Below are 12,955 nucleotides of genomic sequence, written 5' to 3' on the forward strand. Positions count from 1 at the left end.
TCTATTTCTGGAAATAGGTCTCGTAGGGCGTGTCGTTGATCAGCAGGATCACGCACTCCGTCTCCGACAGGCAGGCGTCGTCGTGCATCTCATTGGCCTTTTGGGTCCAGTAGGACCCTGGCGGCAGTTCGACCTTGGTCGCTTCGCCGCTGTCCATCTGCCAGTGCGCCCACAGCCCCTTGATGACCACCGCGCGGTAGTCGGCGGTGTGCGCATGGACCGGTGCGCGCCAGTTGCCGGGAACTTTCAGCAAGGTGCCGGCCGGCCCCTTGGCCCGCTCGCCCCATAATGGGCCAAGGCGATGCGGCTGGTCCGGCACTTCGGCGACATAGGGGATCTTGTCGGCCGGCAGGTAGCTGTCCTCGAGGGCGAAGGCGCGAGCGGGAAAGATGCACAGAATGGCGAGCGCTAGAAACGCAGAGCGACTGGACATGGTGGGTTCCTCCGCCTGCCAGACTATGGAGGTTGGTCTCGCCTGCAATGACATGCCGTCCAAAAGGTTTGGCAATTTCTCCAGCCGCAGAGGGGCTGGCGAGACGTCCCCGAATCTTACGGGTGGATGTCGCCGCCGCCGGTGTTGCGCAGATGGCTCGGCGCCACGCCCATCACCCGCTTGAAGGCGCGGCTGAAGGAAGCTTCCGAATCGTAACCCAGCTTCGCCGCTGCCACCGACACTCTCAAACCGTCGCGAGTAAGCCATTGCCGGGCCTGGTGCATGCGCACGCGCAGCACATATTTGGCCGGCGTTTCGCCGACGACGGTGGCAAAGCGCTGGGCGAAGGCGGAGCGCGAGGCGCCCATCAGCCTTGCCAGCGCCTCGACAGTCCAGTCGCGGTCGGGCTGCAGGTGAATGGCGGCGAGCACCTTGCCGACATCGGGATTGCGCACGGCGGCAATCCAGCCGGAGGCATCGCCGCAGCCATTCTCCACCCAGGAGCGGATGATGGTGGCGGCGAGCACGTCAGCAAGACGCGCCAGAATGCCGCCGGAGCCGACCCGGTCCATCGTCACTTCACCGGCCATGGCATCGAGCAAATGCTGGATGCCCGGCGCGTTGGTCATGAGCTTATGCGCCTGCATCAGATTGGGCATCATGTCGAGCAGCGGGTGCGAGCCGTCGAGGTTGAAGTGCATGCTGCCGCAGAACAACAACGTCTTGCAGCCATCGCAGCCGTTGGAGACGTCGTAGATGTTCTCGCATACCGGTTCGATCGAGTAGCGGCCGATCGGAACGGGTGGCACGCCTGGCGCGCTGGCCAGAATATGCTCGTCGCCGCGCGGGATTAGCAGCGCGTCGCCGACCGACAGTTCGATCCACTCCTTCGACGGCGAGAACAGCCAGCAGCTTTGCTGTCCAATGAAATGGAACCGCGCCGCTTTCTGCGCGGGAAAGGATACGGCCCAGGGCGCGCCAAGCACGCAGCGGCCATAGTCGACGCCGTCGAGGCGCAAGCCGCGCAGCATGTCGGTCAGCGGGTCGCCGGACGCGGGTAAAACGGCTTTGGACGAATTGTAGTTCATTTCGGTGTTTCTAACATGGAAACTCCAGACCGTCACTCCCTATGTTGCAGTGCAGCCAAATGTTGCGCCGCAAACAGACCGGAGACTGACCATGGCCGACTCCTCGACAGGCGTCATCGACGCCACGCTTCTGAACCCCGCGGAAGCCCATGAACGAACCGAGCCTGTCTGGGGCGCCGTGGTCTCGCTGGCGCTTGGTGTGTTCGGCCTCGTTACAGCAGAATTCCTGCCCGCCAGCCTGTTGACGCCAATGGCTGCCGATCTCGGCGTCAGCGAAGGCGTGGCCGGACAGGCGGTGACAGCGACTGCTGTCGTCGGCGCCATCGCCGCACCCACCATGGCCATCATCACCAGGCGAGTGGACCGCCGGCTGGTGATGTGGATGCTGTCGAGCTTCCTGATCGTCTCCAATCTTCTTGCGGCCTTTGCCTGGTCGCTGCCCATGCTGCTTATCGCCCGCGTCATACTCGGCGTTGCGCTTGGCGGCTTCTGGGCGATGTCGGCGGCCATGGCGCTGCGCCTGGTGCCGATGCGGCTGATGCCGCGCGCCATGTCGATCATCCTGACTGGCGTTTCGCTGGCCACCGTCACCGCCGCGCCGGTCGGCGCCTATGTCGGCGACATCTGGGGTTGGCGCACGGCGTTCATGATCGCGACCATCGTCGGCGGGCTGGCGCTGCTGGTGCAGCTGGTCACGATCCCGCGGCTACCGCCCGTGGGGGTGGCGAGCTTCCACACCTTGCTCGAAGTGCTGGAGCGGCCGTCGATCCGGGTGGCGCTGCTGGTCGTTCTGCTCGTCGCTTCCGGCCACTTCGCCGGCTTCACCTATGTCCGCCCGTTCCTTGAGAAGGTTCCCGTGCTGCACATCGAAACGATCTCGCTGGTGCTGCTCGCCTATGGTATTGGCGGCTTCTTCGGCAACATCGTCGGCGGCATCGTGGCCGAGCGCAGCCTCAAGGCGGCTGTGGCGCTCGCGCCGCTGCTGATTGCTCTGGCCGCAGCCTCGATGCTGGTCTTCGGCGCTTCGCCGACGATCGCTGCCGCTTCGGTTATGGCCTGGGGCCTTGCCTTCGGCGCGGTTCCGGTCGGGCTGCAGAGCTGGCTGGTGCGGGCGGCGCCCGACCAGGCCGAAAGCGCGGGCGGGCTGATGGTGTCGACCTTCCAGGTGGCGATTGCGCTGGGCGCTGTCTTCGGCGGCCTGCTGGTCGACAATGCCGGTGTGGCCAGCGCCTTCGCCTATTGCGGCGCTGCGACCTTGCTGGCGGCGATCCTGGTGTTCGCGCGCGGCCCGAAAAGTGCCCAATAACCTCAGCCAAAATCCATCACAGTCTCAAGCAACGGCCGACAGCCATCACGGTTGTCGGGCCGTTGTTGAGAGGTTACCGACTGTTCAGACCGAGCGGCCGTCGAAGTCGAAGACCGGCAGGGAGGATGGGTCGATATCGGCGACGCAGTGGATGTTGATATAGGCACTGCGTTCACTGCCTTCGCGAACATCCTCGGCAAAGGGATGGATGCCGCAGGTGCGGCAGAAGCGATGCGCCATCGCATGATTGCCGAATGTGTAGGTGCCGAGATCATCACCCCAGGCCAGCACGGTCAGGCTGGCATGCGGGATAGCGCATAGAAGCGCGCCCTTGCGCGAGCAGATCGAACAATTGCACCGCACGGCGCCGGTCAGCTCTGCCTTGAATTCGAACGCCACCTTGCCGCAGTGGCAGCTGCCTTTGTACAGCATCAGTCTCTTCCTATCGCTGGCAGGTGCAAAGGCACGCTGGCCGGGTTATCCCTTCCGCAGGCCCAACCGGCCGCTTGAACTCTCTGTGCTTGCTTTAAAGACGTTGCATCCTGGCGGAGTCCGACATCGACATGCAATCTATCCGCGATCATCTCGAAATCATCCTGTCACGTCTTGCCAATCGTGCGGCAGAAGAGAAGGTCTACACCAAGGTCTATGCCGGAGCCGCGCGGGCCGCGGCCGATGCCAGCGATGCTCGCAAACGGGCCGGCGTGAGCCTCGGGCCACTCGACGGCACCGTTGTCTCGATCAAGGATCTGTTCGATGTCGCCGGCGAGCCGACCACGGCCGGCTCGCTGATGCTAAGGGACACCGCACCTCGCCGGCACGACGCGGCAATCGTCAACCGGCTGCGGCAGGCCGGCGCTGTCATCATCGGCAAGACCAACATGACCGAATTCGCCTTCACCGCGATCGGCGACAATCTGCACTATGGCACACCCGGCAATGCCGCCGACGCCAGCCGCATTCCCGGCGGCTCGTCCTCGGGCGCCGGCGTTTCCGTGGCCGAGGGCACGTGCGACATCGCCATCGGCTCCGACACCGGCGGCTCGGTGCGCATCCCGGCGTCGCTGAACGGCGTCGTCGGCTTCAAGCCGACGGCGCGGCGGGTGCCGTTGACCGGCGCCTATCCCCTGTCAGCGACGCTGGATTCGATTGGGCCGCTCGCGCTGAGCGTCGCTGCCTGCGCGGTCGCCGACGCCGTCATGTCAGGGGACGAACTCCCGCCGCTGCATCTGCCGCTGTCAATTGCCGGCCTCCGCGTCGGCGTCCCGCGCGGTGTACTGTTCGACGAGACGGAACCGGAGGTCGCGGCAGGCTTCGAGCGATGCTTGCGCGCGCTGGAGCAAAGCGGCGTGCACGTCGTCGACCTGTTGATCGACGACTTGATTGCCGAGATGCGCACGGCGACCAAACGCGCCTCGATCGCGTCGATGGAAGGTGCCGAGGTTCATGCCGACTGGCTGTCCGTCGGAGCATCGGTGCCGGTGGACCCGCATGTCAGCGGGCCGCTTTCGCGAGCACTCGCTATCCCTGCTTCGGTCTATATCAGGACCATCCGCCGTCGTGGCGAGCTAGCCGCCGCCATGGCCGAACGGCTGGCGTCGATCGACGTGCTTGCCCTGCCGACCGTGCCGATCGTCGCGCCCTCGATCGCCACAATGGCCAGCGACGAAGCGCTGCGCAACAAGTGCGAGGGACTGCTGTTGCGCAACACCCAGGTTGCCAACCAGTTCGACCTTTGCGCCATCTCGCTGCCGATGCCTGATATGACGTTGCCGGCCGGGCTGATGCTGGTGGCGCGCAACGGCCATGACCATCATTTGCTGCGCATCGCGGCTGAAGTCGAAAGGCTGCTCGGGTCGTGACTGGCGTCAGCGCGCCGCGCAGCGCTTGCGCTCGGTTTTCCTGGAAGCGCGTTCGATGTTGGTAGCGACCAGCATCGGCGGATCGTTCGCCTCACCGCGATGCTGGATCGATCCTCGAACGACGAGCTTTCCTGCATGGAGCTTGTCCGAGAGGTCAGGTGCCGATCTGTCCAGTGGCGGCAATTCGGTGGTGTTGAGAGAAACGCCTTTAATGATCTTGCCGGTGGTCAGATCGAGCGCATTGCCCGACGGGCAGGGCGCCATCATGCAGACAATCCCATTGCTGCAATAGACATAACCGCTGTCGGCCAGAGCGATCGACGGCAATGCCGTGATCGAAGATGTGACGATAGCGAGGAGGGCGGGGCGAAGACTGGACATGGTTCAACGTCCCGGAGAATTGGGGCGAAAGCGCGATACGGCTCACGTGTCTGCCGGAAACCGCCTGCGGTAATGTTCGACCACGTCGGGATTGCGCAGATTGACTGGCAGCCGGTTGGCCAGCACCAGCAGCGTCTCGCCGGCAGCACCCACACCCATGCGCATCATCGACTGCTCGGTAATGCCCGCCATATGCGGGGTGACAATGACATTGTCGAAGCCGAAATAGGGGTGATTTGCCGGCAGCGGCTGCGTGGCAAAGACGTCGAGCGCGGCGCCGCCAATGCGGTCCTTGCGCAAGGCCTCGATCAGCGCGTCGTCATCGATCACGGGCCCGCGCGAAATGTTGATCAAAAGCGCGTCGGGCTTCATGCGGGCGATGCGCTCGCGGTTGATCAGGCCGCGTGTCTCCGGCGTCAGCGGGCAGCACAACACGATGATGTCGCTCTGTTCGACCAGCGCGTCGATCGACAGGAAGCCGATCCTGTCGGGAGCCGGCTGCATGCTGCGCGTCGTCGCCACCACGTTGAGGCCGAAGCCGTGCGCGGCGATATGGCCGACCGCCTGGCCGATGGCGCCGAAGCCGATAATGCCGATCGTCTTGCCGGCAAGCTCGCTGGCATGGCTGGCGTGGTCGCGGCCGGCATTCCAGCCCTTGGCGCGCAGGTCGCGGTCGACCGAGCGGAAGCGGCGAAGCAAAGCAAGGGCTGCGAACATCACATATTCGGCGACCGAGCGCGCATTGACCGCCGGCACATTGGCGACCAGCACGCCGGCCGCGGCGGCGGCCTCCATCGGCACCATGTCGAGGCCGGCGCCGTGACGGACTGCTGCCCGAAGCTTCGTTGCGTTTTCGAACAGCGCCGGCGGCAGCGGCGCGCGCACGATGATGACGTCGGCGTTCTTCGCTTCCGCGGTCAGTGTTTCTGCGTCAAGCGCGGAGGCGACGACGAGTTCGCCGGCACCGACCAGCATGGCGGAGGCACGCGGATGCAGCGTGTGCGTCGACAGGATTCTGGGCATGGAGCTCTCGTTCTTAGTCGCAATTCCCAAGGGAAGGCGCTGCGCGCTTTTCCCGGGAAAACCGTTTCACACTTTTCCTGGAATTGCTCTAGACCTTTTCGAGCGTGGAGTTTTTCTGCTCCATGCCCCGGCCCTCGATGATCCCCTTCCAGTAGCTTTCCGCGCCTTGCAGATGGGCGCTCATCAGCGCCTGGGCGAGATTGCCGTCGCGGCGCAGCAGCGCCTCGTAGATCTGGATGTGCTCGGCATGCGAGCGCACCGAGCGCTCGGGGTCGTTGAAGTAGATCGGCAGGCGCAGCTCGCCCATCAGATAGTAGACGCTGCAGATGTTGTGGAAGACGCCGTTCTTGGTCGCCCGCACGATTTCGAGATGGAATTCGCGGTCCTCCTTGGCGAGACCCTCGCCGGCGGCGATGCGCTCCTCCGAGGCTTTCAGGATCTCGCGCAGGCGCTCGAAATTCTCCTCTGTGGCGCGCGAACAGGCGAGTTCGGCGGCCTTGATCTCGTGGATCTTGCGCAGTTCGACGGTCTCGTAGATCTGCACCGGATCGAGCGGCAGGCCCGCGCGGGCGAAAAGGGCCAAGGCTTCTACGCTGGCTTGCCTGGTGTCGACATAGATGCCGGATTTGGCGCGGCGCTCGACGATGCGCATGGCTTCGAGAATGGCCAGCGCCTCGCGGATCTGGCCGCGGCTGACGCTGAAATGCTCCGCCAGTTCGCGCTCCGAAGGCGTGCGGCCGGTCTCCTTGTCCGAATGGGAGAACAGATAGGCGGCGAGTTCGGCGAGAAGGTTCTTTTCTTTCATCGTCAACTGCGTTGCGCGTGCGCCTCCAGGAACCGCTCCGAAATGGTGAATCCCAGACCCGGCTTTTCAGGGATCGCTATCATACCGTCTTTTGCTTCGACAGTCTCTTCGACAAGATCGTGGATCATCGGGTTGGCGCCGAGCGAATATTCGACGGTGAAGCTGGCCGGCGAAGCAGCGCAGACATGCAGGCCGGCAAAAAAGCATGGCGCGCCGGCCCACAGATGCGGGGCAAAGCGCAAATTGAAGGCGCTGGCGATGGTGCCGATCTTCATGGCTTCGCTGATGCCGCCGCAAAAGGCCGGATCCGGCTGGAAGATGTCGGCCGATTTCAGCACGGCGAGATCGCGGAAGGCGTAGCGCGTCGCTTCGCTTTCGCCGGTGGCGATCGGGATCGAGCCCGAGGCGCGTACTTCTGCCATACCAGCCTTGTCGTCGGCGATGACCGGCTCCTCGAACCAGGCGAGGTCGAGATCGGCGGCGAGGTGGATGAAACGCTTGGCTTCGGCAACCGTATAGGTGCCGTGGGCATCGACCATCAGTTCGACATCGGGGCCGAGCGCCTGCCGGGCGGCACGGACACGGGCGGCGGAAATGTGCGGGGCGCCGTCCATGGCGCCGACGCGCATCTTCAGCGCCTTGAAGCCGCCCTTGGCGATGTAGGATTTGAGTTGCTCGCCGATGGCGTCGGCGGCAGCCCAGCCGCCGGAGGCGTAGGCCTGCATGCGATCGAGCTTGCGGCCGCCGATAAGTCGCCACACGGGCTGGCCCAGCGACTTGCCGAGGATATCCCACAACGCAATGTCGACGGCGCTGATTGCCGCTACGCTCATGCCGCGCCGCGCCAGTTGCGGCATGGCGTGGCCGGCATGCGCGGCTGTCTCGTGGCGCACGCCATTGTAGAGCATCTCCCAGATGACGCCGATGTCGGCGGGGTCGCGGCCGATCAGCTGCGGCCCGACCTCATGGTTCAGCATGTGGACCAGCGCGCCATAGCTGCCGGCGCTGCCGGCGGCGTTCTTGCCTTCGCCCCAGCCGACCAGCCCGTCATCGGTCTCGATGCGCAGGATGGCGGCATCGAAGGTCGTCACCTGGCCGAAGTCGCTGCGATGCTGCTTCGCGGCTTCGATCGGTATGCGGACCCACCAGGCCTGGACGTTTCTAATGCGCATGGTCATCCCCGGCCCCGCCGCCGGCAGGCGGAAGGGCGCATTCCAAATCGGATCGGCTACTTGATCAGCGGCAATATTGTTTCGGCGGTGATGCGCATCTGGTCGGTGTAGAATTTCTCCGTCAGCACGCTGGAGCCGTGATCCTGGATGAACTTCAACTGCTCCGGCGAGATGTCGACCGGGTGGCGCTCGACCATGTCGGGATAGGGCGCGGCCGGCGTGCGGTCGACAGGCGCGACGAACTCGTTGGTCAGCGCGCCATCATAGCCGACTTCCTTCAGCGTCTGCACGATCCGTGGCCAGTCGATCTGGCCGAGGCCGGCGGCGAAGCGGTTGTTGTCGGCGACGTGGAAATCGAACAGGCGTTTGCCGACCTGGCGGATGGCGTCATAGACGTTAAATTCTTCCATGTGGATGTGGTAGGCGTCGAGGCAGACGCCGCATTCGGGGCTCACCGCATCGGCCAGGGCGAGGGCCTGCGCGCCGCGGTTGAACAGATAGGTCTCGAAGCGGTTGAGCGGCTCGACGGCGATCTTGACGCCGACTTTCTTGGCATGGGTGAAGCATTCGCGGGTGGCGTCGACCACCCACTTCCACTCCTCCTCCTCGGTGCCGTCTGGTACCACCTTGCCGACGGTGGCGGGCACAAGCGTGATGATCTCGCCGTCGAGCTCGCTGATCATGGTCAGCACGTCCTTGACGTACTGCACCGAGCGTTCGCGCTGACCCTGGTCCCTGGCGGCGAGGTTGCGTTCGCCAAGCATCAGCGTCACCGCACCCCAGCAGCGTATGCCATGTTCTTTCAGCAGCGCGCGGGTCTCCTTGGTCTTGTATTGCTCGGGCTCGCCGGAAATCTCGATCGATTCGTAGCCGAATTTCTTGATGCGCTTCAGCGTCACCTCCAACGGCTCCGCGCGCATCCAGTTGTGCGTCGAAAGATGCATGGTCTATCCTTCCCAGAATTCGTCTGTGCCAGTTCGCCTGCGATGCGCCTCACTGAAGCGCGCTTCATGATTCCTCCCCAAGGCGCTCCAGCATTTTTACGCAAACTGGTTCGACCAATTGGGCCTGAATGGAGGTCTACAGCAATTTTTGTCACGCGGCAAGAACTGCCGCCGTGCGATCGCGGCATCCCTTTACTGTATTGATTATGCTTGTATATGTTCCCTATTTCGGGGTGCGCCGCCGGCTGCACTTGCGAGTCAAATGGCTTGACCCATTTCCGCTATTTGGTAATACCAGAATGGCAAGTCGAGAATGCACATCACAAAAGACCAAAGAGGCTGGCCCTGCTTTCATCAGGCGCTATGCTTGGTCCCTGGAAAAATGAATTGGGAGGATGCCGATGCCGTCGACAATGAAAGGTCCGGGGCTGTTTCTGGCGCAGTTCGCGGGCGATGCCGCGCCATTCAATTCGCTGGCTTCGATCACCAAATGGGCGGCTGGTCTCGGCTACAAGGGCGTACAGATCCCGACCTGGGACGCACGCCTGTTCGACCTCAAGAAGGCGGCGTCTTCAAGGACCTATTGCGATGAGGTGAAAGGCATCTGTGCCGATGCCGGCGTCGAGATCACCGAACTGTCGACGCATCTTCAGGGGCAGTTGGTGGCGGTGCATCCCGCCTATGACGCGCAGTTCGACGGTTTCGCCCCGGCCTCGGTGCACAACAACCCGAAGGCGCGGCAGAAATGGGCGGTCGAGCAGATGGAGTTCGGCGCCAAGGCGTCGAAGAATCTGGGCCTGAAGGCTTCGGTGACGTTTTCCGGGGCGCTGGCCTTTCCGTACCTCTATCCCTGGCCACAGCGGCCGGCCGGGTTGATCGAGGAAGCCTTCGTCGAACTTGGCAAACGCTGGAAGCCGATCCTCGACGTCTATGACGAGAATGGCGTCGATGTCGGCTATGAGATCCATCCCGGCGAAGACATCTTCGACGGCGCCACTTTCGAAATGTTCCTCGACGCGGTCGGCGGCCACAAGCGCTGCAACATCAATTACGACCCGTCGCATTTCCTGTTGCAGCAACTCGACTATCTCGAATTCATCGACATCTATCACGAGCGGATCAAAGCGTTCCACGCCAAGGATGCCGAGTTCAACCCGACGGGACGGCAAGGCGTTTATTCCGGCTACCAGAGCTGGACCAACCGCGCCGGCCGCTTCCGCTCGCTGGGCGACGGACAGGTCGATTTCGGCGGCATCTTCTCCAAGCTCACCCAGTATGGCTACGATTCCTGGGCGGTGCTGGAATGGGAGTGCTGCCTGAAGCATCCGGAAGACGGCGCGGCCGAAGGCGCGCCCTTCATCCAGCACCACATCATCCGCGTGACGGAAAAGGCATTCGACGATTTCGCCGGCGGCACAACCGACAAGAAGATGCTGCGCGCGATGATGGGGATCTGACCGGCTTCGCCGGCAGTGGCAGACGCCAAAAGCAGAACGCACAAGACGAGGGAGACGATCATGGTCGGCGCATCGAAAGCTGAAACGGGAGGCGGCCCGATCCGCTATGGCATGGTCGGTGGCGGCCAGGGCGCTTTCATCGGCGCCGTGCACCGGATCGCGGCGCGCATGGACAATGACTTCGTGTTGGTGGCCGGCGCGCTGTCGGCCAATCCCGAGCGCGCCAAGGCTTCCGCCGCCGAACTCGGTCTCGACCCGGCGCGCAGCTACGCCTCCTATGCCGAGATGGCCAAGGCCGAAGCCAAGCGTCCGGACGGCATCGAGGCGGTGGCCATCGTCACCCCGAACAATGTGCACGTCCCGGCGGCGAAAGCTTTCCTCGAAGCCGGCATCCACGTGATCTGCGACAAGCCGTTGGCGACGACTTTGGCTGAGGCCAAGAAGCTTGCCGCGCTGGTCGAAAAGACCGGCAAGGTATTCGTGCTGACGCACAACTACACCGCCTATCCGATGATCCGCCAGGGGCGCGAGATGGTGGCCAAAGGCCAGCTTGGCGATATCCGCATCGTGCAGTCGGAATATCCGCAGGACTGGCTGACCGAAGACCTTGCCGCCACCGGCCAGAAGCAAGCGGCGTGGCGCTCCGATCCCAAGCAGGCAGGGGCGGGCGGCGCGCTCGGCGACATCGGCACCCATGCCTACAATCTCGCGCGCTTCGTCTCCGGGCTGGAACTCGATTCACTGTCGGCCGATCTCGACGCTTTCGTGCCGGGGCGGCAGCTCGACGACAATGTCAACGTCATGCTGCGCTTCAAACCGGTCGGCAGGACGCATCCGGCCAAAGGCATGATCTGGGCGAGCCAGGTGGCGCCCGGCCACGAGAATGGGCTGAAGCTGCGCATCTACGGCTCGAAGGGCGGGCTGGAATGGGTGCAGGCCGATCCGAACTATCTCTGGTACACGCCGTTCGGCCAGCCCAAGCAGCTGCTGACCCGCAATGGCGCCGGCGCGCTGCCGGTCGCCGGCCGCGTCAGCCGCGTGCCGTCGGGCCATCCCGAGGGCTATCTCGAAGGCTTCGCCAACATTTATCAGGAAGCCGCGCGGGCGATCCGGGCTGCACGCAAGAAGGGCGGCAAGCCGGGCAAGGATGTGGTGTTCCCGACCATCGAGGACGGCGTCGAAGGCATGGCGTTTATCGAAGCCTGCGTGAAGTCGTCGAAGAAGAATGGGGCGTGGACGAAGCTTTAGGCGGCGCCTCCCCCTCACCCGGATTGCCAGCCGAATTGCAAAGGGCAATTCGGGACAATCCGACCTATCCCCCTAGGGGAGAGGAGGAGGTGGCGCCGACGCCAAGTCTCTTCTCCCCTAGGGGAGAAGGTGGCCGCGAAGCGGCCGGATGAGGGGGCATGGCGCGAAGTTGGCGACAGAAACCAGCGCGCGCCGTCACATGGGGAGGGAATGTCGATGAAAATCGGCATGTGTATGTTCTTGTGGACGACCAGCGTCTCGAAGAAGCATGAGGCGCTGCTCAGGGACATCAAGGCGACAGGCTTCGACGGCGTCGAAATCCCCGTCTTTGCCGGTGTTCCTGACGACTACAAGATGCTTGGCGAGCTGCTCGACCGCATCGGGCTGGAGCGCACGGCTGTCACGGCGATGGGCGATCCGGGGATGAATCTGATCTCGCCGGATGCGGCGACCCGCAAGGCTGGCATCGACTATATGAAATGGGCCATCGACTGCAGCGTGGCACTCGGTTGCGACAAGCTGAGTGGACCACTGCATTCGACGCTCGGCGCCTTTTCCGGCAGTGGGCCGACGGCGGCCGAGAAAAAACGTTCGGTCGCCTCGCAGCGCGCCATTGGCGACCATGCCGGCAAGAGGAACGTCACCATCGGGCTGGAGGCGCTCAACCGTTTCGAGTGCTACCTGCTCAACACGATGGCCGACCTGTCGGAACATATCGATACGATCGACCGGCCGCACATCAAGGCGATGTACGATACCTTCCACGCCAATATTGAGGAGGCCGACCCGATCGGCGCCTATACGAAGCATCGGCGGAACGTCGTGCATATCCATATCTCGGAGAATGACCGTGGCGTGCCGGGACGCGGCAACATCCCGTGGAAGGAGACGTTTTCGGCGATCCGCAAGAGCGGCTATGACGACTGGTTGACGATCGAGGCGTTTGGCAGGTCGCTCAAGGATTTGGCGGCGGCGACCAAGGTGTGGAGGGATTTTTCGGAGAGCCCGGAGGCGGTTTATCGGGAGGGGTACAGGCATATCAGGGATGGGTGGAAGAAGGCGGCGTAAGCGCGCCGTTCAACAAGCGCCGGCGATCCTCAGCGCCCCCCTCTGTCCTACCGGACATCTCCCCCACGAGGGGGGAGATTGGCAGCTTCCGCGCTTCGCTCAATTCTGCAGCGTTGAAGATTGGCGAAGGTTGTGGTGACGGCTGATCTCCCCCCAAGTGGGGGAGAT

At 63.7% G+C, this 12,955-nt stretch carries 13 protein-coding genes; 5 read left to right on the top strand and 8 right to left on the bottom strand.

Annotation, left to right across the window (positions count from 1 at the left end; genetic code table 11):
* Position 1 precedes the first annotated feature (1 nt).
* Together AC04SG_RS19605 and AC04SG_RS19610 are read right to left on the bottom strand one after the other, a co-directional pair.
* Positions 2 to 433, bottom strand: a complete 432-nt coding sequence (locus AC04SG_RS19605) for a DUF4437 domain-containing protein (protein ID WP_488552390.1) — start codon at positions 431 to 433, stop codon at positions 2 to 4.
* Positions 434 to 549: 116 nt separating this feature from the next.
* Positions 550 to 1,521 (bottom strand): AraC family transcriptional regulator, encoded by a 972-nt coding sequence (locus tag AC04SG_RS19610; RefSeq protein WP_488552391.1) that lies wholly within the window; start codon positions 1,519 to 1,521, stop codon positions 550 to 552.
* Positions 1,522 to 1,612: 91 nt separating this feature from the next.
* Between AC04SG_RS19610 and AC04SG_RS19615 the strand changes: the two genes are divergently transcribed.
* Complete coding sequence (locus AC04SG_RS19615) at positions 1,613 to 2,827, top strand: MFS transporter (RefSeq protein WP_488552392.1); 1,215 nt, start codon at positions 1,613 to 1,615, stop codon at positions 2,825 to 2,827.
* 84 nt (positions 2,828 to 2,911) lie between these two features.
* Here AC04SG_RS19615 and AC04SG_RS19620 read toward each other — a convergent pair whose 3' ends face one another.
* Positions 2,912 to 3,259: a GFA family protein gene (locus AC04SG_RS19620; protein ID WP_488552393.1), complete on the bottom strand. Its 348-nt coding sequence runs from the start codon at positions 3,257 to 3,259 to the stop codon at positions 2,912 to 2,914.
* A gap of 131 nt (positions 3,260 to 3,390) precedes the next feature.
* Here AC04SG_RS19620 and AC04SG_RS19625 point away from each other — a divergent pair, with 131 nt between their 5' ends.
* Complete coding sequence (locus AC04SG_RS19625; RefSeq protein ID WP_488552394.1) at positions 3,391 to 4,689, top strand: amidase; 1,299 nt, start codon at positions 3,391 to 3,393, stop codon at positions 4,687 to 4,689.
* Positions 4,690 to 4,695: 6 nt separating this feature from the next.
* On the opposite strand, the gene AC04SG_RS19630 is transcribed toward AC04SG_RS19625, so the two are convergent.
* From AC04SG_RS19630 to AC04SG_RS19650, 5 genes are all read right to left on the bottom strand, one after another.
* Complete coding sequence (locus AC04SG_RS19630) at positions 4,696 to 5,070, bottom strand: hypothetical protein (RefSeq protein ID WP_488552395.1); 375 nt, start codon at positions 5,068 to 5,070, stop codon at positions 4,696 to 4,698.
* A gap of 42 nt (positions 5,071 to 5,112) precedes the next feature.
* Positions 5,113 to 6,093, bottom strand: a complete 981-nt coding sequence (locus AC04SG_RS19635) for an NAD(P)-dependent oxidoreductase (RefSeq protein WP_477233355.1) — start codon at positions 6,091 to 6,093, stop codon at positions 5,113 to 5,115.
* 88 nt (positions 6,094 to 6,181) lie between these two features.
* Entirely contained in the window at positions 6,182 to 6,898 is a 717-nt protein-coding gene (locus AC04SG_RS19640) for a FadR/GntR family transcriptional regulator (protein ID WP_112562829.1), read from the bottom strand.
* A 2-nt stretch (positions 6,899 to 6,900) separates the two neighbouring features.
* Complete coding sequence (locus AC04SG_RS19645) at positions 6,901 to 8,070, bottom strand: mandelate racemase/muconate lactonizing enzyme family protein (protein ID WP_488552396.1); 1,170 nt, start codon at positions 8,068 to 8,070, stop codon at positions 6,901 to 6,903.
* Between the two features lie 56 nt (positions 8,071 to 8,126).
* On the bottom strand, positions 8,127 to 9,014 hold the full coding sequence (locus AC04SG_RS19650) for a sugar phosphate isomerase/epimerase family protein (protein WP_112562828.1): 888 nt from the start codon (positions 9,012 to 9,014) through the stop codon (positions 8,127 to 8,129).
* 401 nt (positions 9,015 to 9,415) lie between these two features.
* Between AC04SG_RS19650 and AC04SG_RS19655 the strand changes: the two genes are divergently transcribed.
* The 3 genes from AC04SG_RS19655 (at position 9,416) to AC04SG_RS19665 (ending at position 12,787) form a co-directional block, all read left to right on the top strand.
* Positions 9,416 to 10,471 carry a sugar phosphate isomerase/epimerase family protein gene (locus AC04SG_RS19655; RefSeq protein WP_488552397.1) on the top strand — a complete coding sequence of 352 codons (1,056 nt, stop codon included), beginning with the start codon at positions 9,416 to 9,418 and terminating at the stop codon, positions 10,469 to 10,471.
* Between the two features lie 60 nt (positions 10,472 to 10,531).
* Positions 10,532 to 11,719, top strand: coding sequence for a Gfo/Idh/MocA family protein (locus AC04SG_RS19660; RefSeq protein WP_488552398.1), 1,188 nt, complete (start codon positions 10,532 to 10,534; stop codon positions 11,717 to 11,719).
* Positions 11,720 to 11,935: 216 nt separating this feature from the next.
* Entirely contained in the window at positions 11,936 to 12,787 is an 852-nt protein-coding gene (locus AC04SG_RS19665; RefSeq protein ID WP_488552399.1) for a sugar phosphate isomerase/epimerase family protein, read from the top strand.
* Positions 12,788 to 12,955: the final 168 nt, after the last annotated feature.

It is taken from the genome of Mesorhizobium sp. CNPSo 4684, assembly GCF_057784315.1.

Excerpts from the sequence above, each read along its gene's own strand:
- AC04SG_RS19605 (WP_488552390.1), bottom strand. The coding sequence starts at position 433 with ATGTCCAGTCGCTCTGCGTTTCTAGCGCTCGCCATTCTGTGCATCTTT.
- AC04SG_RS19610 (WP_488552391.1), bottom strand. The coding sequence starts at position 1,521 with ATGAACTACAATTCGTCCAAAGCCGTTTTACCCGCGTCCGGCGACCCG.
- AC04SG_RS19615 (WP_488552392.1), top strand. The coding sequence starts at position 1,613 with ATGGCCGACTCCTCGACAGGCGTCATCGACGCCACGCTTCTGAACCCC.
- AC04SG_RS19620 (WP_488552393.1), bottom strand. The coding sequence starts at position 3,259 with ATGCTGTACAAAGGCAGCTGCCACTGCGGCAAGGTGGCGTTCGAATTC.
- AC04SG_RS19625 (WP_488552394.1), top strand. The coding sequence starts at position 3,391 with ATGCAATCTATCCGCGATCATCTCGAAATCATCCTGTCACGTCTTGCC.
- AC04SG_RS19630 (WP_488552395.1), bottom strand. The coding sequence starts at position 5,070 with ATGTCCAGTCTTCGCCCCGCCCTCCTCGCTATCGTCACATCTTCGATC.
- AC04SG_RS19635 (WP_477233355.1), bottom strand. The coding sequence starts at position 6,093 with ATGCCCAGAATCCTGTCGACGCACACGCTGCATCCGCGTGCCTCCGCC.
- AC04SG_RS19640 (WP_112562829.1), bottom strand. The coding sequence starts at position 6,898 with ATGAAAGAAAAGAACCTTCTCGCCGAACTCGCCGCCTATCTGTTCTCC.
- AC04SG_RS19645 (WP_488552396.1), bottom strand. The coding sequence starts at position 8,070 with ATGCGCATTAGAAACGTCCAGGCCTGGTGGGTCCGCATACCGATCGAA.
- AC04SG_RS19650 (WP_112562828.1), bottom strand. The coding sequence starts at position 9,014 with ATGCATCTTTCGACGCACAACTGGATGCGCGCGGAGCCGTTGGAGGTG.
- AC04SG_RS19655 (WP_488552397.1), top strand. The coding sequence starts at position 9,416 with ATGCCGTCGACAATGAAAGGTCCGGGGCTGTTTCTGGCGCAGTTCGCG.
- AC04SG_RS19660 (WP_488552398.1), top strand. The coding sequence starts at position 10,532 with ATGGTCGGCGCATCGAAAGCTGAAACGGGAGGCGGCCCGATCCGCTAT.
- AC04SG_RS19665 (WP_488552399.1), top strand. The coding sequence starts at position 11,936 with ATGAAAATCGGCATGTGTATGTTCTTGTGGACGACCAGCGTCTCGAAG.